At 63.0% G+C, this 23,726-nt stretch carries 18 protein-coding genes; 3 read left to right on the top strand and 15 right to left on the bottom strand.

Annotated features, from left to right (window positions below):
• Positions 1 to 2: 2 nt before the first annotated feature.
• The 3 genes from ASE98_RS06665 to ASE98_RS06655 are packed head-to-tail and all read left to right on the top strand — an operon-like array spanning position 3 to position 3,814.
• On the top strand, positions 3 to 1,013 hold the full coding sequence (locus ASE98_RS06665) for an ATP-binding protein (protein WP_060540595.1): 1,011 nt from the start codon (positions 3 to 5) through the stop codon (positions 1,011 to 1,013).
• Positions 1,006 to 1,881 carry a sensor histidine kinase gene (locus ASE98_RS06660; RefSeq protein WP_060540594.1) on the top strand — a complete coding sequence of 292 codons (876 nt, stop codon included), beginning with the start codon at positions 1,006 to 1,008 and terminating at the stop codon, positions 1,879 to 1,881. The genes ASE98_RS06665 and ASE98_RS06660 overlap by 8 nt, the downstream gene beginning before the upstream one ends.
• Positions 1,871 to 3,814 carry a response regulator gene (locus tag ASE98_RS06655; RefSeq protein WP_060540593.1) on the top strand — a complete coding sequence of 648 codons (1,944 nt, stop codon included), beginning with the start codon at positions 1,871 to 1,873 and terminating at the stop codon, positions 3,812 to 3,814. Before ASE98_RS06660 ends, ASE98_RS06655 begins: the two co-directional genes overlap by 11 nt.
• Before the next feature lie 121 nt (positions 3,815 to 3,935).
• Here the strand turns inward: ASE98_RS06655 and ASE98_RS06650 are convergent, their stop codons facing one another.
• The 15 genes from ASE98_RS06650 to ASE98_RS06580 all read right to left on the bottom strand — a co-directional run bounded on the left by ASE98_RS06650 (position 3,936) and on the right by ASE98_RS06580 (position 23,718).
• Positions 3,936 to 6,572, bottom strand: a complete 2,637-nt coding sequence (locus ASE98_RS06650) for an excinuclease ABC subunit UvrA (protein ID WP_060540592.1) — start codon at positions 6,570 to 6,572, stop codon at positions 3,936 to 3,938.
• A gap of 141 nt (positions 6,573 to 6,713) precedes the next feature.
• On the bottom strand, positions 6,714 to 8,825 hold the full coding sequence (locus tag ASE98_RS06645; RefSeq protein WP_060540591.1) for a hybrid sensor histidine kinase/response regulator: 2,112 nt from the start codon (positions 8,823 to 8,825) through the stop codon (positions 6,714 to 6,716).
• Between the two features lie 146 nt (positions 8,826 to 8,971).
• Positions 8,972 to 12,070 (bottom strand): error-prone DNA polymerase, encoded by a 3,099-nt coding sequence (locus tag ASE98_RS06640; RefSeq protein WP_201782591.1) that lies wholly within the window; start codon positions 12,068 to 12,070, stop codon positions 8,972 to 8,974.
• Complete coding sequence (locus ASE98_RS06635; RefSeq protein ID WP_060540589.1) at positions 12,046 to 13,461, bottom strand: Y-family DNA polymerase; 1,416 nt, start codon at positions 13,459 to 13,461, stop codon at positions 12,046 to 12,048. The genes ASE98_RS06640 and ASE98_RS06635 overlap by 25 nt, the downstream gene beginning before the upstream one ends.
• Before the next feature lie 7 nt (positions 13,462 to 13,468).
• A complete protein-coding gene (gene imuA / locus ASE98_RS06630) occupies positions 13,469 to 14,086 on the bottom strand; it encodes a translesion DNA synthesis-associated protein ImuA (protein WP_060540588.1) in 618 nt (205 codons plus the stop codon).
• Positions 14,086 to 14,703, bottom strand: a complete 618-nt coding sequence (gene lexA, locus ASE98_RS06625; protein WP_060540587.1) for a transcriptional repressor LexA — start codon at positions 14,701 to 14,703, stop codon at positions 14,086 to 14,088. Before lexA ends, imuA begins: the two co-directional genes overlap by 1 nt.
• A gap of 117 nt (positions 14,704 to 14,820) precedes the next feature.
• The gene (locus ASE98_RS06620) at positions 14,821 to 15,093 is read right to left on the bottom strand and encodes a DUF971 domain-containing protein (RefSeq protein ID WP_060540586.1); all 273 of its coding nucleotides are present in this window, start codon (positions 15,091 to 15,093) and stop codon (positions 14,821 to 14,823) included.
• On the bottom strand, positions 15,090 to 16,052 hold the full coding sequence (locus tag ASE98_RS06615; RefSeq protein WP_060540585.1) for a HEAT repeat domain-containing protein: 963 nt from the start codon (positions 16,050 to 16,052) through the stop codon (positions 15,090 to 15,092). The genes ASE98_RS06620 and ASE98_RS06615 overlap by 4 nt, the downstream gene beginning before the upstream one ends.
• Positions 16,049 to 16,897 (bottom strand): ABC transporter ATP-binding protein, encoded by an 849-nt coding sequence (locus tag ASE98_RS06610; RefSeq protein ID WP_060540584.1) that lies wholly within the window; start codon positions 16,895 to 16,897, stop codon positions 16,049 to 16,051. The genes ASE98_RS06615 and ASE98_RS06610 overlap by 4 nt, the downstream gene beginning before the upstream one ends.
• Positions 16,897 to 17,679 (bottom strand): ABC transporter permease, encoded by a 783-nt coding sequence (locus ASE98_RS06605; RefSeq protein WP_060540583.1) that lies wholly within the window; start codon positions 17,677 to 17,679, stop codon positions 16,897 to 16,899. The genes ASE98_RS06610 and ASE98_RS06605 overlap by 1 nt, the downstream gene beginning before the upstream one ends.
• 452 nt (positions 17,680 to 18,131) lie before the next feature.
• Positions 18,132 to 19,556, bottom strand: coding sequence for an ABC transporter substrate-binding protein (locus tag ASE98_RS06600; protein ID WP_177336951.1), 1,425 nt, complete (start codon positions 19,554 to 19,556; stop codon positions 18,132 to 18,134).
• Positions 19,557 to 19,842: 286 nt separating this feature from the next.
• Positions 19,843 to 20,088, bottom strand: a complete 246-nt coding sequence (locus tag ASE98_RS06595; RefSeq protein WP_007946457.1) for a 4Fe-4S dicluster domain-containing protein — start codon at positions 20,086 to 20,088, stop codon at positions 19,843 to 19,845.
• Between the two features lie 26 nt (positions 20,089 to 20,114).
• On the bottom strand, positions 20,115 to 21,845 hold the full coding sequence (locus ASE98_RS06590) for a fumarate reductase/succinate dehydrogenase flavoprotein subunit (RefSeq protein WP_060540581.1): 1,731 nt from the start codon (positions 21,843 to 21,845) through the stop codon (positions 20,115 to 20,117).
• Positions 21,842 to 22,594: a GntR family transcriptional regulator gene (locus tag ASE98_RS06585; protein WP_060540580.1), complete on the bottom strand. Its 753-nt coding sequence runs from the start codon at positions 22,592 to 22,594 to the stop codon at positions 21,842 to 21,844. Before ASE98_RS06585 ends, ASE98_RS06590 begins: the two co-directional genes overlap by 4 nt.
• 155 nt (positions 22,595 to 22,749) lie before the next feature.
• The gene (locus tag ASE98_RS06580; RefSeq protein ID WP_060540579.1) at positions 22,750 to 23,718 is read right to left on the bottom strand and encodes a Gfo/Idh/MocA family protein; all 969 of its coding nucleotides are present in this window, start codon (positions 23,716 to 23,718) and stop codon (positions 22,750 to 22,752) included.
• Between the last annotated feature and the right edge of the window lie 8 nt (positions 23,719 to 23,726).

The following is a 23,726-nucleotide window of genomic DNA, read 5'->3' as shown; positions in this document are numbered from 1 at the left end:
GAATGAACATCGGCAGCTCCCTGACCCAGGTGCTGGCGATCGAAGACAGTAGCCAGGTCGGTCACGCCCGCCGCACCGCCCAACAGCTGGCGCAAAGGCACGGTTTTGATGAGACCGACGCCGGGCGTGTCGCCTTGGTCGCCACCGAACTTGCCAGTAACATTCTCAAGCATGCGGCATGCGGTGAAATTCATCTGCGGGTCTTGCCCCGTGCATCGGGCGCAGGCATCGAGATACTGGCCGTCGACCGTGCCCAGGGCTTCGACCTGCAGGCCTGTCTGAGCGATGGCTTTTCCACGGGGGGTACACAGGGTATCGGGCTGGGGGCGATTTCACGTCAGGCGCAAGTATTCGATGCCTACGCCGATTCCCGGGGCGCCGTGCTGTTGGCCCGGCTGTATCCGCGCGAAGACAAGAGACCGGACCAACGCATGGGCGTCAGCCAGCATTCGTTACGCAACGATCCGGCCTGTGGCGATATCTGGCACGTAGCTTATGACGGATCGCGCATCAGTGCCCTGGTGATCGATGGCCTGGGGCATGGCGAAGACGCTGAACTGGCGGCCCGGGCGGGGGAGAAAGTGTTCGCATCCTCGTCATTCAACACGCCGCTTCTGTTGCTCGAAGACATTCACCAGGCCATGAACGGCACGCGCGGAGGTGCCCTGGCCATTGCCCAGTTTGACGCCCATCGCAATGCGCTGAACTACGTCGGTATAGGCAACATCGGCGCCTGCCTGATAGCCCCGGACCGATCCCGTGGCCTGGCCTCCCATCCCGGCATCGTTGGCGGGCAATATCGAAAGGCGCAACCCTTTGACTATGCTCAAGTGAATGGACAACTTTTGATTATGTACAGCGACGGTTTGCAGTCTCGTTGGAACCTGCAGGATTACCCCGGTCTGGTGTACCGGCATCCGGCCGTGATTGCCGCTTTGTTGCACCGCGACTTCTGTCGCGGGCGGGACGATGTCACGGTGCTGGTGATAGCTCTGGAGGCCTCCCATGGCTGAGACACCCCTGATTGAGCTTGCTGATCAAGCCGCACTCATTGCGCAGTTGCAGGGCGAAGCCGCCGCGTTGCGCGAAGAACTGGATGAAACCAACCAGGGCGTGCTGGCGCTGTATGCCGAACTCGATACCCAGGCCGAACAGTTGCGCCAGGCCTCGGACCTCAAAAGCCGGTTCCTGTCGTACATGAGCCACGAGTTTCGTACGCCGCTTGGCTCGATTCTGAGCATCGCCAGCCTGCTGAGCGATGAACTGGACGGTCCGTTGAGCCCCGAGCAGCACAAACAGGTAACCTTCGTCAGTACTGCCGCACGGGAACTGAGCGACATGGTCGACGATCTGCTTGACCTTGCGAAGATCGAGGCCGGGCGCATCACCATCTCACCCGCCTGGTTCGACATGTTCGACCTGTTCGCCGCGCTGCGCGGGATGTTCCGGCCGATTGTCGACGCCAGCGCCGTGGATCTGATTTTCGAGGAACCGGTGGGCCTGCCACGCCTGTACACCGACGACAAGAAGCTCGCGCAGATCCTGCGCAACTTCATCGCCAATGCGCTGAAGTTCACCACCCGGGGTGAAGTCAGGATTTCGGCGCAGCTACAAAACAACACCCACGTGCGTTTTGCCGTCAGCGACACCGGTATCGGTATCGCCGAGTCGCTACATGGTGCATTGTTCGAAGACTTCTCCCAGGTCGATTCACCGCTGCAAAAGCGGCTGCGCGGTACCGGGCTCGGATTGTCGCTGTGCAAACGCTTCGCCATCCTGCTCGGTGGCGAGGTCGGGATGCAAAGCGCTCCAGGCGTAGGCTCGACCTTTTTCGTGATCATCCCTCTGGCCATCGCCATGGAGCCTGCCGATGAAACGTGACCTGCGCTTGCTGGTCGTCGACGACAACGTTGCCACGCGCTACGCCTTGCGCCGGCGCCTGGAACGTCACGGTTACGAGGTACTCGAAGCCGGCACGGGTACCGAGGGCCTGGAACTGATCGCCAGCGTAACCTTCGACGCCCTGGTACTCGACGTCAACCTGCCGGACATGAGCGGTTTCGACATCGTGCGCAAACTGCGCGCCGACCCTGCCACCGCCCTGCTCCCGGTGATTCACGTGTCGGCGGCATCGATCCAGACTGGCGACATCATCACCGGCCTGGACGCCGGTGCCGATGCGTACCTGATCCACCCCGTCGACCCGGATGTACTGCTGGCCACCCTGCGCACCCTGCTGCGGGTACGGGATACCGAAAACGCCCTGCGCGAAAGCGAGGCGCGGTTTCGCGAGATTTTTGTCAACGTTTCGGCGCCCATTGCGGTGCTCGACGCTCAACTCAAGGTCCACGAATGCAATCACGCATTCACGCAACTGGTGCAGGACAACCGTGAACCGGACACCCTGCACGAGTGTTTTGCCGACGACCAGGATAGCGTGATCGAAGAGCTGCGCCTGCGCCTGGCCTATGGCGAGCGTTGGAAAGGCACCCTGAACATGCGGGTGCTGGGTGAAACCCGCGAAACCGAATGGCAGATTTCACCCTATCGCACCCCGGAACTGAGCCTGGTGTTCGTCGAGGACGTCACCGAACACCGCCACCGCGAACGCTCGCACCTGGCCCGGCTGGACGACGCCACCACCCAGCTGGCCAGGGAAGTCGCTGAACGCGCGCGCACCGAAGCGCAACTGCTGCAAGTGCAGAAAATGGACGCCCTCGGCAAATTGACCGGAGGCATCGCCCATGACTTCAACAACTTGCTCACCGGCATCATCACCAGCCTGGAGCTGATCCAGAAACGCGCCGCCGAATCGCGCACCGACAAGGTCGGGTTCTACGCCGAAGCGGCACTGAGCTCGGCCATGAGCGCCGCGTCCCTGACGCATCGCCTGTTGGCGTTCGCCCGCCAGCAGCCACTCGATACCCGGCCCGTGGATATCAACGAACACATCCGCTCTCTCGAAGAATTGCTGGTGCGCACCATCGGCGAACGCATCACTCTGAAGCTGGAATTGACGTCCAAGCCAGCCATCGCGTTGGTCGATCCGATCCAGCTCGAAAGCGCCATGCTCAACCTGGTGATCAACGCGCGCGATGCCCTGCCCCAAGGTGGCAACATCTGGGTCAACACCTATGCCGCCTTCTCCCATGGCGACCCGAACCTGGCCGATGGCGCCTACGTTGCGCTGTCGGTACGCGATGACGGCACCGGCATCGACCACAGCGTGATCGGCAAGGTTTTCGACCCGTTCTTCACCACCAAACCCCTGGGCCAGGGGACCGGGCTCGGGCTGTCGAGCATCTATGGTTTCGCCCGGCAGTCGGGAGGCGATGCGCACATTCGCAGCGTGGCGCGGCGCGGCACCGAAGTGACCATCATGTTGCCGGCCAGCTCCGCCCCCACCGTGAGCCAGCTGGAACCCGTCAGCGTCGATCCCCAGGGTGCCGGTGAACATGTCTTGATCGTCGAAGATACAGCGTCGGTGCGTTTGTTCGTGGCTGAGGTGTTGGCGGATGCCGGCTACCGTTGCACCCAGGCGGGCGACATCGAGAGCGCCCTGGAGCGCCTCCAGAACGACCGGTCAATCGACCTGCTGCTGACCGATGTCGGCCTGCCGCGCATGAGCGGCCGCGAACTGGCGGATGTCGCGCGGGGCTGGCGTGAAACATTGCCGATCCTGTTCATGACCGGTTATGCGGAAACCGCGATCAATCGCCAGGTGTTCCTCGGCGACGGCATGGAAATGCTGATCAAGCCGTTCCAGATCAATGAGCTGCTGGACAAGGTACGGCGCACGATTGATGGTGCATGACAGATAGCTTTCGCGAGCAAGCCCGCTCCCACACGGGATCTGTAGCGTTCCCGAATCCCTGTGGGAGCCGGCTTGGTCCGGACGGCGTTCCGACGATGAGGTGAGGAAGAACACCTCCATTTCAAGCCAGTTCAAGAGCCTTGGCCAAAAACGGCGCCGTGCGGCTCTTCTTGCTTTTGGCGACTTTATGCGGAGTTCCGGCGACCACCACCCTCCCCCCCGAATCGCCCGCCCCCGGGCCAATGTCGATCACCCAGTCACTCTGCGCCACCACGCGCATTTCATGTTCGACGACAATCACCGTGTGACCCGCCGTCACCAGCGTATTGAGCTGTTCGAGCAACCGGTCGACGTCGCGAGGGTGCAAGCCGGTGGTGGGTTCGTCGAGCACGTATAGCGTCGCCCCGCGCTGATTGCGTTGCAGTTCGGTGGCCAGTTTGATGCGCTGGGCCTCGCCACCCGACAACTCGGTCGCCGGCTGACCAAGACGCAGGTAACCCAGGCCGATATCGCGCAGCACCTCCAGCGATCGACGTATGGACGCCTGCTCGGCGAACACCTCGACCGCTTCGTCCACCGTCAGCTGCAACACCTGGGCAATGTTGCGTCCCTGCCAACTGATCGCCAGGGTCTGGGGGTTATAACGGGCACCGTGACAGGTCGGGCATGGCGCATAGACGCTGGGCATGAACAACAACTCGACGCTGACAAAGCCCTCGCCTTCACAGGTCGCGCAGCGCCCCTTGGCGACGTTGAAGGAAAACTGTCCGGCGTCATAGCCCGCCGCCTGCGCCTCGGCTGTGGCGGCATACAGCTTGCGCACGTTGTCGAACAGCCCGGTGTAGGTCGCAAGGTTGGAGCGCGGCGTACGGCCGATGGGTTTCTGGTCGACCTGGACCAGGCGCTTGATCGATTCCAGCCCGGCGGTGACCCGGCCACCGCTGACTTGCGGCGTATCGTCTTCCAGATTCAACTCCTGCGCTTCGCTCTCGGCCACCGGGCGGCCGAGATGACTGCCGACCAGTTCCAGCAACGCCTGGCTGACCAGACTCGATTTCCCCGAGCCCGACACACCGGTCACTGCGGTAAAACAGCCAAGGGGGAATTCGACGCTGAGGTTGTTCAGGTTATTGCGGGTGACACCTTCCAGGCGCAGCCAGTCGCCGGGCTTGCGATTGCTCGCCGATTGGCTGCGCTGTCCGGCGAACAGATAATCGCGGGTCTGCGAGTCCGGCACATCCGCCAGCCCGGCCGGCGGGCCGCTGTACAGCACCCGTCCACCCTTCTCGCCTGCCGCCGGACCGACATCGATCAACCAGTCGGCGCGACGCATGGTTTCCAGATCATGCTCGACCACGAACAGGGTATTGCCCGCCGCTTTCAGGCGTTGCAGGGCTTCGAACAACGCTTCGCCATCCGCCGGGTGCAGGCCGGCCGAAGGCTCGTCCAGCACGTAAATCACCCCGAACAACTGCGAACCCAATTGCGTTGCCAGGCGCAGGCGCTGCAACTCGCCGGACGACAAGGTCGGCGTGCTGCGTTCCAGGGCCAGGTAACCGAGGCCAAGATCGGTCAGGGTGCTGACCCGCTCCAGCAAGTCCTGGGCGATGCGTTGCGCGGCCAGGCGTTTTTCCACGGACAGGTTCGGCGTGTGGCGCACATCCGGGGCGTTGGCGTGACCACTGGCCCCGTGGGCCACGCGCTGTTCACGGGCCTCGCGGGTCTGGCTGTGAGTCAAGACTTCGCCCGTCTCATCGCCCTGTTCAGGATAATCCTCGGCCGCCACCGGCCTGAGGACTTGCGCGACCTGCAGCAACGGCATTTGTGCCAGTTCGCCGATGTCGTAGCCGGCAAAGGTCACCGACAGCGCCTCGCGCTTGAGGCGTTTGCCATCGCACAACGGGCAGGGACTGCCGAGCATGAACTGCGCGACTCGCTTCTTCATCAACGCACTCTGGGAGTGGCTGAAGGTGTGCAGGATGTACCGCCGCGCGCCGGTGAACGTGCCTTGGTAGCTGGGCTCCATTTTGCGCTTGAGGGCGACTCGGGTCTCCTGCGGTGTAAGCCCGGCGTAGACTGGCACCGTCGGGGTTTCTTCGGTGAAGAGTATCCAGTCGCGCTGTTTTTTCGGCAGGTCGCGCCAGGGAATATCGACGTCGTAGCCCATGGTCACCAGAATGTCGCGCAGGTTCTGGCCCTGCCAGGCCAGGGGCCAGGAAGCAACGGCACGCTGGCGTATGGTCAGGCTCGGGTCCGGGACCATCAGCGCCTCGGTGACTTCATACACCCGGCCCAGGCCGTGGCATTGCGGGCAGGCGCCTTGCGGGGTGTTTGGCGAAAAGTCTTCGGCATACAGCATCGGCTGTCCCGGCGGGTAACTGCCAGCCCGGGAGTACAGCATGCGGATCAGGCTCGACAAGGTCGTCACGCTGCCCACCGAAGAACGCGTGCTCGGCGTGCCTCGTTGTTGCTGCAAGGCCACTGCCGGCGGCAACCCCTCAATGGAATCCACATCCGGCACGCCGACCTGATCGATCAGGCGCCGCGCGTAAGGCGCCACGGATTCGAAATAGCGGCGTTGCGCTTCGGCATACAGGGTCGAGAACGCCAGTGACGACTTCCCCGAGCCGGATACCCCGGTGAACACCACCAGGGCATCGCGGGGGATATCCACATCGACATTCTTGAGGTTGTGTTCCCGGGCGCCGCGCACCCTGACCATGCCGGAGAGAGAGTTGCCGGTACGTTTGGAAGTCATCGAATCGCCTTGTTGGAAACTGAAAGAACACGATCATAATGTGGGAGCGGGCTTGCTCGCGAAGGCGGTGTATCAGTCACTATGAGTGTTGAATGACACTGCGCCTTCGCGAGCAAGCCCGCTCCCACATTTCGATCGTGGTCAACCTTTGAGCACTGTACGGATCATCTGTGTCAGTGCTTCTGGGCTATAAGGTTTGCTCAGCAAGTGGGTATCCGGGCTGAGCTGATGGTTGCGCGAGATGATGTCGCGGGTATGCCCGGAGGTAAACAGCACCGCCACCGGTGGCTCCTGCACTTTCGCCCAGGCGGCCAGCTCCGGACTCTTGATCAGGCCGGGCATGACCACGTCAGTGAAAATCAGGTCTACCTGCGCACCTTCCAGCAAGATTTGCATGGCGGCATCAGCATGGGTAGCCGTCAGGATCTCATAACCTTCATCGCGCAGTAACTCGACCACCGACACCCGCACCGCGTCATTGTCCTCGACTACCAGGATGCGCTCATGCCCGCCCCGTTGCTCTACGTTGGGGTTCGGCGCGTCACTTGCAGCCAGACGCAAGGTGCGGGGGAAATACATTTGCACCCGGGTGCCCTGCCCGACCTCGCTGGCAATCTCGATATGCCCGCCGCTCTGCTTGACGAAACCGAAGACCATGCTCAAACCCAACCCGGTACCCTGACCGTCGGCTTTGGTAGTGAAGAAAGGCTCGAACGCCTGGGCCAGTACCTGCGGCGCCATGCCGACACCGCTGTCGGCAATTGACACGCGCACGTAGTCCCCGGCGACGATGCCTTTGCCGGTGCAGAACTCGCGGTCGAGGGTGATGTTTTCGGTACAAAGATTGATCGTTCCTTCACCGTGCATGGCGTCCCGGGCATTGATGGCCAGGTTGAGGATGGCGTTTTCCAGCTGATTGCGATCGACGAACACCTGCCATGGCGCCTTCGGAGCGCTCATATGCACCTGAAGGGTTTCGCCCAATGCACGTTGCAACAGCTCTGCCAGGCCATCGAAAATCTGCCGCAGCGTAAAAACGGCTGGCGACAATGGCTGGCGCCGGGCGAACGCGAGCAGTTGCGAGGACAGCTTGGCCCCGCGCTCCACCGCGGCAATCGATGCCGCGACCCGGCGCTGCACATTGGCGTTGTCGGGTTCATGGCGCGCCAACAGGTGCAGATTGCCAGCGATTACCTGCAACAGATTGTTGAAGTCATGGGCCACGCCACCGGTCAAGCCGCCGATGGCTTCGAGCTTCTGCGACTGACGCAATTGCTCTTCCGCCGTCAAGCGTGCCTCGACCTCATTGGCCACTCGCTGTTCAAGATTACGGGTGAACCTGAGCAGGGATTCTTCGGCGATCTTGCGTTCATGAATATCAATCAGTACGCCGGGAAAACGAAACGCTTCGCCCTGCTCGTTGAATTCGCAACAGCCACTGGAGAGTACCCAGAGATAACTGCCGTCCGGGCGCTGAATGCGGTACTCCACATTGTAGGGTTCGCCGGTATCAACCGACAGCTTGACCCGCTCCTGAACCCAGTTGCGGTCGTCCGGATGGATCCGCGCATCGGCGACTTCCTGGGACAGGTTGGCCAGGTCTTGCCCGGGTGGGTAGGAGAACGTGCGCACGAATCGCTCATCACCGGACAAGAGATTGGCCTTGATGTCCCAGACGAACGAACCGAGCAAGGCCCCGGCATTGAGCGCCAGGCGCACCCGTTCATTGTCGGCGCGATAGGCGTCTTCGGCCGCCTGGCGGCGCCGTTCGGAAATCACCCGTTCAGTGGTCTCCACCACCATGGCCATGACCCCGGCCGGATACCCCTGGTCATCGGAGACCGGGCTGTAGTAGAGGTCCATCCACACTTCTTCCGGCACCCCGGCACGCAGCAGCACCAATTCTTTATTGCGATAGGACAAGGTGCCGCCCGCCAGGCAGGTATCAACCACATGGCGGTTGAATTCGGCGACTTCCGGCCAACCCAGCTCTACCGGCGAACCCAACAGATAAGGATGACGGCCACCGGCGAACTTTGAATAGGCGTCGTTGTAGATCATGTACCCGGACCGCCCCCAGAGCATCACCATCGGCAGCGGTGACGCAAGCATCATCTGCACCGCGCTGTTCAGGCTTTTCGACCAGCTATCGAGCTTTCCCAGCTCGGTCCGGCTCCAGTCGAACGCACGAATGCGCCCAGCCATTTCGCCGCTCCAGCCGGCACACCCGTGGCTATCTTCTAGAAACTGCATCGGTTGCTTTATCCCGGTCATCCACACCCGTTTGATTCGAGCGTCGCGCACGCAATTCGTTTCATAGAGGTATAGCTGATTCACACCAGGTTCGAGGGTTGCGCGAATATTAAGGACTTCCTGTGGGCACTGGCTTTGCCACAAGGTCAGCGGAAGTCCCGGCTGCGCACGCTGATGCCATCCAGTAACGGGCTCAGGTCGCTCAAGCGCCCGGCAATCAAATGCCGCACCTCGCCCTCCTTCTCCCAGCGCCCGTCGACCTTGAGCAACTGCGAGCCGACCAGGGCTTTGCGCTGGCGCTCGGCGAGGTCGCGCCAGACCACCACGTTGACGTTGCCGAACTCGTCCTCCAGGGTGACGAAGGTCACGCCACTGGCGGTGCTGGGCCGTTGCCGACCTGTCACCAGCCCGGCAACGCTGACCGGGCGGCCGTGCTCGACCTCCAGCAGTTCCTTCGAACTGCGACAACGCAGGGCTTTGAGTTCAGCGCGCAGCAACGCCAGCGGATGCGGCCCCAGGGTGGTGCCGACGCTGTTGTAATCGGCCAGCAGGTCCTCGCCAACAGTGGGCTTGGGCAACGCCACCGCGTCCTCTTCCTGACTCGGCAGGCCGGCAAACAAACCGAGCTGCCTGTGCACCCCCGCCACCTCCCAGCGCGCCCTGTGCCGGTCCCCGGCCAGGCCACGCAACGCCCCGGCATCGGCCAGCAGCTCGCGGGCACGGGCATCCAGGCAAGCCCGTTCACCGAGGTCGGCGACGTCGGCAAATGCGCCTTGGGCACGCGCCGCCTCAATGCGCAGGGCATCGTCCTCGCGAAAACCCTTGATCATGCGCAAGCCCAGGCGAATCGCCGGCTGCGCGCCGACCATCGGCTCCAGGCTGCAATCCCAGTCGCTGGCGCGCACATCCACCGGGCGCACCTGCAAATGGTGGCGACGCGCGTCCTGCAGAATCTGGTCAGGGCTGTAGAAACCCATGGGCCAGCTGTTGATCAGCGCACAGGCAAAGGCCGCCGGCTCATGGCACTTCAACCAGCAACTGGCGTAGGTCAGCAAGGCGAAACTGGCGGCGTGGGACTCGGGAAAACCATAGCTGCCAAAGCCCTTGATCTGCTCGAAAATCTGCGCGGCGAATTCCGCCGTGTAGCCCTTCTTCTTCATGCCGGCGGTCAGCCGATCCTTGTGCGGTTCGAGCCCGCCATGGCGCTTCCACGCCGCCATGGAGCGGCGCAACTGATCGGCCTCGCCGGGGCTGTAGTCGGCGGCGACGATGGCGATCTGCATGACCTGTTCCTGAAACAGCGGGACACCCAGGGTGCGTTTCAACACCTCGCGCAACTCTTCGGAGGGGTAGCTTTCGAGTTCCTCCTTGTTTCGCCGACGCAGGTACGGATGCACCATGCCGCCCTGGATAGGTCCGGGGCGGACGATGGCCACCTCGATCACCAGGTCATAGAACGTGCGTGGCTTGAGCCTGGGCAGCATCGACATCTGGGCCCGGGATTCGATCTGGAACACGCCGACGGTATCGGCACGGCCAATCATGTCGTAGGTCTGCGAGTCTTCGGAGGGTACTGTCGCCAGGCTCAGGTCGCGGTTGCGATGGCGGCGCAACAGATCAAAGCAGCGACGTATCGCGCTGAGCATGCCCAAGGCGAGGATATCGACCTTGAGCAGCCCGACCGCATCGAGATCGTCCTTGTCCCACTGAATGATGGTGCGCTCGGCCATGGCGGCGTTTTCCACCGGTACGAGATGGTCCAGCGGCTGCTCGGAAATCACGAAGCCACCAGGGTGCTGGGACAGGTGCCGGGGGAAACCGATCAGTTGTCGGGTCAGGCTCAATACCCGGCGCAACACCGGGCTTTCGGGATCGAAGCCGCCTTCGCGCAGCCGCTCCACGGGCGGCGCTTCATCGCTCCAGTGACCGCAGCAATCGGCCAGGGCGTTGATCTGGTCCGGTGGCAAGCCCAGGGCCTTGGCCACATCGCGCACCGCACCGGCGGCGTGGTAGGTGCTGACCACCGCCGTCAGCGCGGCACGGGTCCGGCCGTAACGCTGGAATACGTACTGCAAGACCTCTTCGCGGCGCTCGTGCTCGAAGTCCACATCGATATCCGGCGGCTCGTTGCGCTCTTTGGAGAGAAAACGCTCAAACAGCATGTTCATCCGCTCGGGGTCGATCTCGGTGATGCCCAAGGCAAAACACACCGCCGAGTTGGCCGCCGAGCCCCGGCCCTGACAGAGAATTTTCTCGCGCCGGGCGAAAGCGACGATGTCCTGAACGGTGAGGAAATAACTTTCATACCCCAGTTCGGCGATCAGCCCCAGTTCCTTATCAATCAGCGCGCGTACCTTGTCGCTGGCGCCTTCGGGCCAGCGCTGGCGAATGCCGCGCTCGGTCAACTCGCGTAGCCAGGACGCGGCGCTTTGGCCTTGCGGCACCAGTTCCCGGGGATATTGATAGCGCAACTGAGCGAGGTCGAAGGTGCAGCGCCGGGCGATGTTCAGCGTTTCCTCGAGCAAGGCTTGCGGATAAAGCTCATGCAGGACGTCAAGACTGCGCAGATGACGCTCGCCATTGGGGTGCAGGCGCAACCCGGCATCGGCCACCGGCAGGTGATGGCGGATTGCGGTCATGGTGTCCTGCAGGGCACGTCGTCCACGGACATGCATGTGCACGTCGCCGCTCGCCACTGCTGGTATGCGCAGTTCACTGGCCAGGTTCAGCAAATCACTCAGGCGCTGGCTGTCGTCCTGGCCGCGATGCAACTGCACCGCCAGCCACAGGCGGTCGCCGAACACCTGTTGCAACCAGCGACCTTGCTCGAAGGCATCGACCGCGTCCGGTACCCACAGCGCCAGCAGCCCCGGCAGCGCTTCGCTGAAGTCTTCGCGCAGAACCTGGTACTGGCCCTTCTGTGTCCGGCGCCGGGCGCGGGTGATCAACCGGCACAGCGCCTGATAACCCTCGAGGCTCTCCGCCAGCAGCACCAGTTTCGGGCCGTTCTCGATCCGTACTTCACTGCCGATGATCAGCGCCAGCTCCACCGACTTCGCCGCCTGCCAGGCGCGCACGATGCCCGCCAGGGTGCATTCATCGCTGATTGCCAGGGCTTGATAACCCTGCTTTTTCGCCTGTTGGAACAGTTCCAGGGCGCTGGACGCACCGCGCTGGAAACTGAAATTCGACAGGCAGTGCAGCTCGGCATATTCGCGGCTCATGCAAACCAGCCCTGCAGCCACAGCGGGCCGTCCTCACCGACCGCCCGATAGGCCCAGCCTTGCTGGCCGGCACGGGTTTCGATCAGGTAATAGTCGCGGCGCACGTCATCACCGTCCCACCAGCCGGACTCGATACGCTCCGGCCCCATGAGGATGCGCGCCGACCCCTGGTGCACGGCCAGGGGTTCAGCCAGCAGCCAGCCCGGCCGTTTCACGGCGCCGAGCCCGGCACAGGGCTGGTTGTCGGCACGGGCCTGCCACGCGCATTCAGGGCGGTGATCGGCCTGGAAACGCAGACCATGCACGGCGTCATCGCCCAGCCGTGCGCGCAGGCGTTCGCGCAGTTGTTCCCATGGCAAGGACTGCTGAGGACGATCGTCGAACAGTTCCTGATGCTGGGGCACGAAAGTCGGCAGGTCTTCGGCGCGCAGGCGAAAACCCCGCACCGGGGCCTCGACCTGGACTTGCTCCAGCCGGCCCCGGGCCAGTTCAAACAGCATCGCCGGGTCACGTTCGGCGCTGAGCAGGCCGACCTTGATCAGCGTGTCCGGCAACCCGGCATGCTCCAGGTGCAGGTCAAACCGCTGCACGCCGCTGTCGCGCCCGCACAGAAACGCCGACAGGTCGCCGGTCAGGCGGCGCAGCGGGAACAGCAGGGCCTGATGGGACTGCACATCGAAGTTGAGTTCGATGCGCACATCGAAGCGGTCCGGTGGCAGGTAGAACGCCAGCGCCAGTCGCCGCATACCGAGCAAGGCGTCCAGGTGCTTGAGCACCGGGGCCTCGAAACGCCGGGCCAGGCTGTGCCGGGGCAGCGCCTGCACCTGACTCAAGGTGCGCAAGCCCATGCGTGACAAAGCGGTGGCGACCTGCGGCGCAAGGCCGATCCGGTCGACGGGCAATTGCCCCAGGTGATGCTGCAAGGCCTGGTCGTCAGGCACTACCAGACCGTCATAGGCGTTGGCCAGCACTCGCGCCGCCACCGGGTTGGGTGCGGCGACAATGCGGTGGCGAAAACCCAGTTCGTCGAGTTCGTGGCGCAAGCGCACTTCGAATTGTGCCCAGGTGCCGAACAAGCCCAGGCTGGACTCGATCTCGAACACCACGGCTCGCGGGTAATGCACGCTGACCTGGGAGCTGAAGCGATAGGCCCAGGCGGCGAGGAACTGCTGCCAGCGCTCGATTTCGGCGGCGTCGTACTCAGCCGTGGCAAAGCCCTTGCTCAAGGCCTGCGCGGCGCTCATGGACTGCCCGGGGCGCAAGCCCAGTGCCCGGGCCGGGCCATTGACCGCCTGCAATACCCGGCGCTGGGCCGGACCGGTCAGCAACGCCAGCGGTTCATCGGGATCAGCGCGCTGACGCAGTACCGCGTCCAGCGCCAATTGCGGGAAGAGAATGCACACCCAGCGCATGGCAACCTCAATGCCCCACGGAAAAGGCAATCGGCGTCGCACGGGCCAGGCCGCCCCGACACTTGAGCACGCGCAATTGCGCCGGCCTGGCATCGATGGCGATGCGCAGGGCGGCGGGCGAAGGGTTGATCGCTTCACTGAGGGGGCGATAGGCGAATGCCAGGGTCTGGCCGGTTTCCGCAGCCACCTGCAAGCGGCGCAAGGCGCGGTCATCGGCCTTGTGCGGCCAGCACAGCACGGCACCGCAACTGCCCGAACGCAGGCATTGTTCCGCGGCCCACAGGGCATCGCGCTCGCTGGCCTGGATGATCGACAGCTGGCGCAGATCAACCCCGGCGTTGTGCCACGCCTGGGGATACGGCACATAGGGCGGTGCCACCAGCACGATACGCTCGCCCGCCGCCGACAACCGCGCCAATGCTGGCCACAGCAGTTGCAGTTCACCCACGCCCTGCCCGGCCAGGAGGATCTCGCTCAGCGCAGCCTCGGGCCAGCCACCGGTGGGCAACGCCGCATCCAGCGCGGCATGCCCGGTGGGTTGCGGGCTGGCCGTGGGCGGCGCAGGTCGACCCCTCCAGACCTGGCCGCCATTGAACAGCGTATCCAGCGCAACGACGGCCCCCATCAGCCTTGCCTCACCAGGCCGCAGAACACCCCTTCGATGGCCAGGTCCTGACCGGCTTCGACGATGATCGGCTGGTAAGCCGGGTTACGCGGCAGCAGTCGCACGACGTCACCGACCCGTTCAAAACGCTTGATGGTGACCTCACCGTCGAGCCGCGCCACCACGATCTGGCCGTTGAGCGCCTCGGGGTTGCGGTGTACGCCCACCAGGTCGCCGTCGAGAATACCGTCCCCGATCATCGAGTCACCCCGGACCCGCAGCATGTAGTCCGGCGCCCGCGAGAAAATCGCCGGATCAAGCAACAGACGGCTGTGCACCTCGGCATCGGCACCGATCGGCGCACCCGCCGCGACCCGGCCGAGCACCGGAATGTCCAGCAACTCGGGGCGCGGCGGCTGCCCGAGCAGGCGAATGCCCCGGGCCTGATGGGGATTGACCTCGATGAAACCGGCCTCGGTCAGCGCCAGCACATGCTTGCGCGCCACGCTGCGAGAGGCAAAACCGAACGCCTCGCTGATTTCAGCGAGGCTGGGGGGCTGACCATGCTCGGCGATGCGATCGCGGATAAAGGTCAGGATGGCGGTACGGCGGGGAGTCAGAGTCGTCATGGAGTACATTTGTACTCTTTTGGCGTTTTTCTGGCAAGGACTTGTAGGAGCAAGGCTGCGATCTTTGATCTTGTTCTTTAAAATCAAAGTCAAAAGATCGCAGCCTGCGGCAGCTCTTTGTATGCATCACAGTTCTGCCAGATACGCCCACGGATAAATCCCCCGCTCATGCCCATCACTGAACACCAGCTGCAAGCCATAGCCCTGCGGATTCAACTCAACCACCCGCACCCGGGCATCGACCATCGGCGTCATCCCCCGCAGACGAAACGCCCGGCACTGGGAACATGGGCACTGGCGGCGCAATTCGGCATGATCGAGCAAATGCTCGCGGCCATCGGGCCAGTTCAGGCGCAGTTGCTGTTTGCTCTGGGAGTTACCTGCCGAGAGCGGATTCATTGCAACTGACTCAAGGCGATGCGCACCGCCTTGCGCACTTCCGGGTCGCCGTCGTCTTGCGCGGCCTGCAGCGCCGGGATGGCGCCTCGATCATCGAGTTCGCCCAGTGCCAGCGCGGCTTCCTTGCGCAGGTTGCTGATGCGATGGCCGAGGGTTTCGATCAGCCCGTCGAGGGCCGGCACGTAGCGCAGGCGGCCGAGGCTGCGGGTGGCGCGCAGGCGCACTTGCCAGTAATCGTCGCTCAGGGCTTCGACGAGGGCCGGGCCGGCGTCGACGTGTCCGACCTTTCCGAGTGTGGTGGCGGCCTCCTCGCGCACTTGCCAGGCCTGATCCTGCAACGCCTGGCGCAGGGCCGGCAGCACCTGTGAGTCGGACGCCAGGCCAAGTGCACCAGTGGCGGCGCGGCGCACTTCGCTGTCCGGGTCGTCGCTGGCCAGTCGCGCCAGGGCCGGCAAGGCATCCAGTTGTTTGAGCCAGCCCAGTACACCAACCGCTTCACGGCGGACATTGGCGTCCTGATCTCCCAACGCCAGCAGCGCCGCCGAAGCCGCTTCTGGATAGCGCAACTCGCGCAACGCCCTGAACGCGGCGATGCGTACGCCTCTGTCGGCATGCCCGGTCCACGGCAGGATCACCCGCCCTGCCGCTTCGCTCTTGAGCAGACTGAGACTTTGCGCAGCGGCGGCCTGCACCGTTGCCGAGGGATCGGTCAGCGCCTGGCACAGCGCCTCGACCACCGGTTGATCCTCCCAGGCCTCGAGCAACCGTGCGGCTTCGGCACGCACCTCTTCGGTCGGGTCGTCAGCCAGCCGGTCAACCAGCCACAACAGGCCGTCCGGTTCCTCCAGGTCAGCCAGTTCGATCAGCGCGATCCGGCGTACGCCGGGGTCGGCATCGGTCAGGCGCGGTTGCAGGGCAAGAATGTCGTCGTTGTCGGTTACATCGAATAGTGAGGTCATAGGGCAAATCGCGGCAGTTTGTTTTCAGGAGGCAGTCCGAGCGGATTCAGGCGTGGCAATTGCCGCCCGTCTTCGTGACGCAGCAGTTCGAGGCAGTGGCGTTTCAAGCGGGAAAACTCATGGCTTGTCACCAGCTCAGTGGTACGCGGGCGCGGGAAGTCGAGGCGCAGGTCCTCGATGATCCGCCCCGGTCGCGTACTCATCACCAGCAGCCGGTCGGCGAGGAACAGCGCCTCATCGATGTCATGAGTGACGAATACCACGGTGGTGCGGATGCGGGTCCAGATATCCAGCAGCAGTTCCTGCATGTTCAAGCGCGTCAGCGCATCAAGGGCACCGAAGGGCTCGTCCATCAGCAACAGCCGCGGTCGATTGACCAGCACCCGGGCGATTTCCACCCGTTGCTGCATGCCACCGGAGAGCTGGTTCGGCCAGCGCTCGGCAAAGCCTGCGAGCCCCACCAGCGCGAGGATTTCGTCGGCAGCCTTGTGTCGCTCGGCCTTGCCGATGCCACGCATTTTCAGACCGAAAGCGACGTTGTCGCGCACCGTGCGCCAGGGGAATAGCGTGTGTTGCTGGAACACCATGCCGCGCTGGGGCGATGGGCCGGATACCGGGGCGCCATCAACGTCGAGGGTGCCGGTACGCGGTTGCAGGTGACCGGCCAGTGCGCCGAGCAAGGTGGATTTGCCGCAACCGGACGGCCCGAGAATGCACACGAACTGGCCGGGTTCGATCTGGCAGTCGAGACCCTGCACGGCTTCGAAAGCCGCGCTGCCCTCGCCCAGGCTGATCGACAAGCCACGGATGTCGATGCGGCCTTCAGGATGTTGAAAAACGCTCATCAGGCTTTTCCTCGTGGTCGATGCCAGGGCGTGAACAGTCCGCCCAGACGCTTGATCAACAGGCTGCTGCCCATCCCCAGGACGCCGATCAACAACATGCCAACCACGATGTCGGCGTAGTTCTGGATGGTGTAGGACTCCCAGGTGTAGTAGCCGATGCCGTACTGGCCGGAGATCATTTCCGCCGTCACCAGGCAAAACCACGACGTGCCCATGCCGATGGCAAGGCCAGTGATGATGCTCGGTGCGGCACCGGGCAGAATCACTTCGAGCAGGATCGCCCGGCGCCCTGCCCCGAGGCTTCTGGCCGAAGCGATCAATCGCGGATCGACACCTTCGACGCCGTGCACGGTGTTGAGCAGGATCGGGAACAAGGCGCCGGTGAAGGTGATGAACACCATCGACAATTCCGACGAGGGAAACATCAGGATCGCCAGGGGAATCCAGGCCACCGCCGGGATCGGACGCAGGACTTCCAAAGGCGGCAGCAGCAAATCTTCGGCCCATTTCGAGCGACCGATGGCCAGGCCCAGGGTGATACCGATGAACAGCGCGGCGAGGTAACCGGCGAAGACCCGGCCGAGGCTGCTGCTCAGGTGTTGGCCGAGCTTGCCGGAGTCGCCGAGGCCCAGCGCGGCTTCAATCACCGCCAGCGGTGCCGGTACATTGGCGAAGGTCACCAGGCCGAGGTTCCAGTGATGGCTGGCGGCGAGTTGCCAGAACAGCAGGCAGAGCAGCAGTGAGGCGGCTCTTGATAACCAGCGGGTGGTCGGTATTTTCATGGATCGGGTTTCCAATTGTGCAACTGTGTGTTGGCGAACATTTACCCCCTCACCCCAGCCCTCTCCCCCAGGGGGGAGAGGGGGAAAGGGAGCCGATCGCTGGTGTTTTCCGAACCTGAGTTCAACTCGATATCAAAGGCCACCGAATGACCAGCAATCACCTCGGTCAGTCCTCTCCCCGGCAAGGGGGTGAAGGAACAGGAAGCAGGTCTGGTGTTTTCCGAACCTGAGCTCAACCCAAATATCAAAGGCCACCGAATGACCAGCATTCACCTCGGCCAGTCCTCTCCCCGGCAAGGGGTGAAGGAACAGGGAGCAGGTCTGGTGTTTTCCGAACCTGAGTTCAACCCAAATATCAAAGGCCACCGAATGACCAGCATTCACCTCGGTCAGTCCCCTCTCCCTCGGGAGAGGGTTAGGGTGAGGGGCAGCCCTCAAGTCAGGCACCTGACTCAGCGGCTAACCACGGACTGGGTGGTGGCGTCGGTGAAGTCGAACACCTTTCCGCCCTGGGCCGTGGCGAACGCCTGGGCCTGCCCTTTGAGCAGAAATGCACTGAGCCGCCCTTGGGCATCACTGGCAAACCACGCTTGGTCGGCCAGCAACTTGATCCCGCTGTCACTGGCCTGGGCGTACACCGCGCGGATGCTTTTGCCTTCCTGCTTGAGGCTGGCCAACGCGGCGAACGCGGCTTGCGCCGAAGCGTACTGGCGCACTTTCGGTTCGCCACGTACCCAGATTTGCGCCACATGGTTGAAGTCGGTGATGGCTTTGCCGCTTGCCGCATCGACAGCCTTGAGTGGTGTTTGCCCGTAGTCGGCCAGTTGCGCGCTGTAGTCCAGGTTCGAGGCCTTGAAGGCGGTGCGGATGTACTGGTCATCGATGAAATGGTTGAGATCGAGACCGCGATCGGCTTTCTTGAGCAATTTGAGGGTGTCGATGGCTGTGCCGACGGCCTGGCGGTATTCCGGTTTCCAGCTCAGGTCGCGGGTCTGCACGCCGAGCGGGCCGTGGAACAGGTAATTGACCTCGGCATCGACGCCTGTGACCTTGGCGATCAGCTCACTGTATTTCTCAGGCTCCGCCGCCAGCAATTGATTGGCCTCGATGCTCGCGCGCAGGTAGGCGACGACGATTTCCGGGTACTTCTTCGCATACGCCTGATCGACCAGCGCGCCATGGAAAGTCGGCGCACCGGCCTGGGACCCGTCATAAATCTTGCGCGCGAAACCACGGCTGGGGAACAGTTCCGCGAAGGGTACGAAGTCGGCATGGGCGTCGATCTTGCCGGCCTGCAAAGCGGAGCCGGCGACTTCCGGTGGCTGGGCAACAATGTTCACATCCTTGAGCGGGTCCCAGCCCTGGGCCGCCACGGCGCGCAGCAACATGCCATGGGCGGTGGAAGCGAACGGCACGGAAATGCTCTTGCCCTTGAGCTCGGCCAGGGACTGCACGCCCGAGGCGCTCGGCACCACGATGCCGTTGCCACTGCCCTTGATGCTGCCCGAGAGCACACTGATAAACAGGCTGTGCTTGCCCGCTGTTTCAAACGCCACACCATTGAAGGCACCGGGGAAATCGGCCATGGCGCCGAAGTCGAGTTTGCCGGCGACCATCTCGTTGGTCAGGGGCGCGCCGCTGGTGAAGTTCTTCCACTGCACTTCATATTTGGCGTCCTTGTAGGGGCCGTCGTGGGGCAGGTATTTGTCCAGCAGGCCCAGCTCCCGAATCAACAGGCCGCCGGCGGCGCAGTTGATGGTGGTGTCCTGGGTGCCAATGGCAATGCGGATGGTTTCGGCCTGTGCCGACAGGGTGAAGGAAGCCAGTACCAGACCGGCGAAAGCTGCACGCAACATGAGTGTTTCCCCTCGAATCATTTATAGGATGTTCGTCTCCGCCACGATCAGGGCGCGGTGGGAAACGAGGGGTGTCTAGAATCTGGCGTCCGGTGGTTGCCGGATGGCGTTTTGGAGTTGTCTGTTCTGGCCTAATCGCGGGCAAGCCCGGCTCCCACAGGTTTCCTTGGTGTCTGTAAAACTTGAGATCCACCACAAATCCCTGTGGGAGCGGGCTTGCCCGCGAAGGCGTCCTGTCAGTCGATGGAGATGCAAGCTGTGCCGGCCTCATCGCCAGCAGGCTGGCTCCCACATTCGGGCTAGTGTTTCAGCGCAGCAGGTACGGGATCTCGACTTTCACCGCCCCGGTCGGGCAATCCTTTTCACACGGCATGCAGTACCAGCATTCGTCGAAGGCCATGTAGGCCTTTTGCGTGGCCGGGTTGATCGCCAGCAGGTCCATCGGGCAGACGTCGACGCACACCGTGCAGCCTTTGTGGGCGATGCAAAGATCCTCGTCGACCGTGACCGGCGCATTGGAACGGAAAAATATTTCCTGGGGTTGATAGGCCATGGGGCGAACTCTCCTGGGTTTAATCGTCAGGCCGCAAAGGCGCCGACCCGTAACCGGTCGTAGGCCTGCATTTCATCGGCGTCGAGCGGGATGATGTAAGGTTCGACCGCTTTCTTGAAACTGCTCATGTGGCCGTTTTCGTCCTTCTTGAGGTGGCAGTGGCAGAACCAGTCGCCGTCATTGCGCTGCGGGTGATCGACCCGATAGTGGTAAAGCCCCCAGCGACTTTCCGCGCGGAACAAGGATGCGCGGGCGGCCATTTCCGCGCAGTCGCGGATCATGCTGACTTCCATGGCGCGCATCAGCTCGTGGGCGTTGTTGGCCTTGATCTGATCCAGATCGCGCTGGATGTCGCTGAAGCGTTGCAGGCCGATCTGCATCTTTTTGGTCACCTTCGGCGGTTGCAGGTAGTCGTTGACGAAGCGCCGCAGCTTGTACTCGACCTGGGCGGGCGGCAGGCCGTGTTCGCGGTCCAGGGGCGCGTAGACCCGCTGTTTTTCTGTCTCGATCTGCTGTGCGTCCAGTGCGGAAAACTCGCGACCAGCCACAAAATCCGCCGCGTTGGTCCCGGCGAACCAGCCATAAGTAAAAGCACCGAGCATGTAGTTGTGCGGCACTGCGGCCATGTCACCGGCCGAGTACAGCCCCTTGACCGACGTCTCGGCCTTCTCGTTGACCCACACCCCCGACGCCGAATGCCCGCTGCAAAAACCGATTTCGGAAATGTGCATCTCGACCATTTGCGTGCGGTAGTCAGTACCGCGATTGGCATGGAACTGGCCGCGGCTCGGGCGCTCGTTGCTGTGCAGGATCTCCTCGATGTTCTGGATGGTTTCCTCGGCCAGGTGATCGAGCTTGAGGAACACCGGGCCGTTGCCGCTTTCGAGTTCCTGGTGGAACTCCCACATCATCTGTCCGCTCCAGTAGTCGCACTCGATGAAGCGCTCGCCCTTGTTGTTGGCGGTGTAGCCGCCCAGGGGGCCGGTGACGTAGGCGCAGGCCGGGCCGTTGTAATCCTTGATCAAGGGGTTGATCTGGAAGCACTCCAGGTTCGCCAGCTCGGCGCCTGCGTGATAGGCCATGGCATATCCGTCGCCAGCATTGGTCGGGTTTTCGTAGGTGCCCATCAGGTAGCCCGAGGACGGCAGACCGAGTCGCCCGGCGGCGCCGCAGCACAGGATCACCGCCTTGGCCTTGATCACGTGGAAGTCGGCGGTGCGGCAGTCGAAGCCCATCACGCCATTGACGGCACCCTCGGCGTCGGTCAACAGGCGCGTGCAGACCAGGCGATTGGTGATACTGACCCGGGCCCGCTTCAGCTGGCGGTACAGGACCTTCTTGATGTCGTGCCCTTCGGGCATCGGCAACACGTAGGCACCCATGTGGTGAACCTTTTTCACCGCGTAGTCGCCGGTTTCGTCCTTCTCGAATTTCACGCCCCAGCGGTCCAGTTGCTCGATGGTTTCGAAGCTGTGGGTGGCATAGGCATACACCGCCGCCTGGTTGACGATGCCGTCGTTGGCGATGGTGATTTCCTTGGTGTACTGCTCCGGCGTCGAGTGGCCGGGAATGATCGCGTTGTTCAGGCCGTCCATGCCCATGCTGATCGCCCCGCTGCGCTTGACGTTGGCCTTGTCGATCAACAGCACGCGCAGATCGCGGTTGCGCTCCTTGGCCTTGATGGCCGCCATGGGTCCGGCGGTACCACCGCCGATGATGACGATGTCGTATTCCTGTTCGAGGGTGCTTCGAGTCATGCCTGATCCCCTTTTTGCCGGTCGATCCGCAGGCGGTACTGGAAGGCGTCGCCACGGTAGTAGAGGTGTTCGAAGTCCAGTGGACGACCTGCGGCATCGTGGGTCAGTCGCTCGATGCGCATGATCGGCGAGCCGGGCTCGACGCTCAGGGCCTGGGTCAGGTCGCTGTCGGCCAGTACGGCATCGATGGCCAGGTCGGCGTGCCCGAGGGCCAGGCCGCAGTCGTTCTCCAGGATCAGGAAAATGTCGCGGGTGACCAGATCGGCCTTTTCCAGGCGCTCGCCGATGGCCTTGGGCAGGTAGGTGATTTCCAGGGAGATCGGCTCGCGGTTGATCAGACGCACCCGCTTGATCTGCGCCACGATCTCGCCTTCGGCGACCTGCAAGCGCTCGGCGACCAGCTTGTCGGCGGCGATGAATTTGAAACTGCGCAGGCGGTTGATCACCTCGTAGCCGCGACCGGTCATGGATTCGGCCAGGCCTTGCAGGGTGCTGACGTTCTGGAAGGTTTTTGGTTTGGCGACGAAGGTGCCCTTGCCGTGGATCTTGAAGATCAGCCCTTCCTTTTGTAGATCACCGAGGGCCTGGCGCACGGTGATGCGGCTGACTTTGAACAGCGTGCCGAGTTCGCTTTCGGAAGGCATCTGGCTGTCTTGCGGGTATTCACCGTCGAGGATGCGCGCTCGCAGCACGTCCCGAAGCTGGGTGTGCAGTGGGACGCTGCTGAGGGATAGAACGTTATCGGTCATGGCAGATCACTTGTTATAACGAGTTATGACGTGATCTTAGAGAGGCTATGCGAGGATTGAGAAATACTGTTTGAGCATAAGGTTATATGCGCACCGATATCCTCTGTGGGAGCGAACCTGCTCGCTCCCACAGGACCACCTGCAGCCTGCAGGTTTTAGTGTCGCTTGAGGATCTGATCCATCACCCAATCGGTTTTCAGCGCTTGCGCCGCCACCGCCGGATGCTGTGTTTCACCACGAATGTGTGCATTCATGCCTAATACGTGATGCCACTGGATGTGTTCATGATGGGCAATGTGCAGGCTGAGACTTTCATCCGCTTCAAGCTGCACCGGGTGTTCATCGAACACCGAAAAACTGATCCGCCCTTTACTGCCGATCAGCTCGACACGGTCTTCGCGACGATCAGCGACGAAGTTCCAGCAGCCCATGCCCAGCGCCCCGCAGGCGAATCGCCAACAGGCACTGACGGCGTCTTCGGCGGCATACAGTCCGGCTTGGCGCGCAGTCAGTCCGCTGACTTCATCGATGTCGCCCAGCAGGTACTGAAACAGGTCCAGGCCATGGCTGGCCAGGTCGGCGAAGTAGCCACCGCCGGCAATCGCCGGGTCGGTGCGCCAGTTGGCGCGGCCTTCCTGATCCGCCTCCGACGGGGCTTTGGTCAGGGTCCAGGTCAAATGCCGAACCTCGCCGATCCGCCCCTCCTCCAGCCACTGTCGCACTTGTTGAAAGCGTGGCAGCGAACGTCGGTAATAAGACACGAACAGGTGCAGCCCGGCATCGGCGAAGACCTGCTGCATTTCGCGACTTTGCCCGGCGCTCAGCGACATCGGCTTTTCCACGCAGCAGTGCTTGCCGGCGGCAGCCACCTGCAAGGCATAGGCACGATGGCTGTCGGGCGGTGTGGCGATGTACACCGCGTCGACCTCGGGATCGTTGATCAGCGCATCGACATCGGTATACACCCGAGCGATGCCGTGGCGCGCGGCATAATCAGCGACGGCCTCCCGGCGCCGCCCCATCACCGCCACCAGCGCCGAGCCCGGTGCCTTGTAGAAGGCCGGCCCGCTCTTGCGTTCAGCGACACTGCCACAACCAATCATGCCCCAGCGCACCACGTTCATAGTCACTC

Source organism: Pseudomonas sp. Leaf48, assembly GCF_001421885.1.
Taxonomy (GTDB): domain Bacteria; phylum Pseudomonadota; class Gammaproteobacteria; order Pseudomonadales; family Pseudomonadaceae; genus Aquipseudomonas.
The sequence above is the reverse complement of the archived record's forward strand: the minus strand, read 5'-3'. Positions and strand labels throughout refer to the sequence as shown.

Excerpts from the sequence above, each read along its gene's own strand:
- ASE98_RS06645 (WP_060540591.1), bottom strand. The coding sequence starts at position 8,825 with ATGCAGTTTCTAGAAGATAGCCACGGGTGTGCCGGCTGGAGCGGCGAA.
- ASE98_RS06600 (WP_177336951.1), bottom strand. The coding sequence starts at position 19,556 with ATGATTCGAGGGGAAACACTCATGTTGCGTGCAGCTTTCGCCGGTCTG.
- ASE98_RS06585 (WP_060540580.1), bottom strand. The coding sequence starts at position 22,594 with ATGACCGATAACGTTCTATCCCTCAGCAGCGTCCCACTGCACACCCAG.
- ASE98_RS06650 (WP_060540592.1), bottom strand. The coding sequence starts at position 6,572 with ATGACTTCCAAACGTACCGGCAACTCTCTCTCCGGCATGGTCAGGGTG.
- ASE98_RS06665 (WP_060540595.1), top strand. The coding sequence starts at position 3 with ATGAACATCGGCAGCTCCCTGACCCAGGTGCTGGCGATCGAAGACAGT.
- ASE98_RS06605 (WP_060540583.1), bottom strand. The coding sequence starts at position 17,679 with ATGAAAATACCGACCACCCGCTGGTTATCAAGAGCCGCCTCACTGCTG.
- ASE98_RS06590 (WP_060540581.1), bottom strand. The coding sequence starts at position 21,845 with ATGACTCGAAGCACCCTCGAACAGGAATACGACATCGTCATCATCGGC.
- ASE98_RS06615 (WP_060540585.1), bottom strand. The coding sequence starts at position 16,052 with ATGACCTCACTATTCGATGTAACCGACAACGACGACATTCTTGCCCTG.
- ASE98_RS06580 (WP_060540579.1), bottom strand. The coding sequence starts at position 23,718 with ATGAACGTGGTGCGCTGGGGCATGATTGGTTGTGGCAGTGTCGCTGAA.
- ASE98_RS06660 (WP_060540594.1), top strand. The coding sequence starts at position 1,006 with ATGGCTGAGACACCCCTGATTGAGCTTGCTGATCAAGCCGCACTCATT.
- ASE98_RS06595 (WP_007946457.1), bottom strand. The coding sequence starts at position 20,088 with ATGGCCTATCAACCCCAGGAAATATTTTTCCGTTCCAATGCGCCGGTC.
- lexA (WP_060540587.1), bottom strand. The coding sequence starts at position 14,703 with ATGTACTCCATGACGACTCTGACTCCCCGCCGTACCGCCATCCTGACC.
- imuA (WP_060540588.1), bottom strand. The coding sequence starts at position 14,086 with ATGGGGGCCGTCGTTGCGCTGGATACGCTGTTCAATGGCGGCCAGGTC.
- ASE98_RS06635 (WP_060540589.1), bottom strand. The coding sequence starts at position 13,461 with ATGCGCTGGGTGTGCATTCTCTTCCCGCAATTGGCGCTGGACGCGGTA.
- ASE98_RS06655 (WP_060540593.1), top strand. The coding sequence starts at position 1,871 with ATGAAACGTGACCTGCGCTTGCTGGTCGTCGACGACAACGTTGCCACG.
- ASE98_RS06620 (WP_060540586.1), bottom strand. The coding sequence starts at position 15,093 with ATGAATCCGCTCTCGGCAGGTAACTCCCAGAGCAAACAGCAACTGCGC.
- ASE98_RS06610 (WP_060540584.1), bottom strand. The coding sequence starts at position 16,897 with ATGAGCGTTTTTCAACATCCTGAAGGCCGCATCGACATCCGTGGCTTG.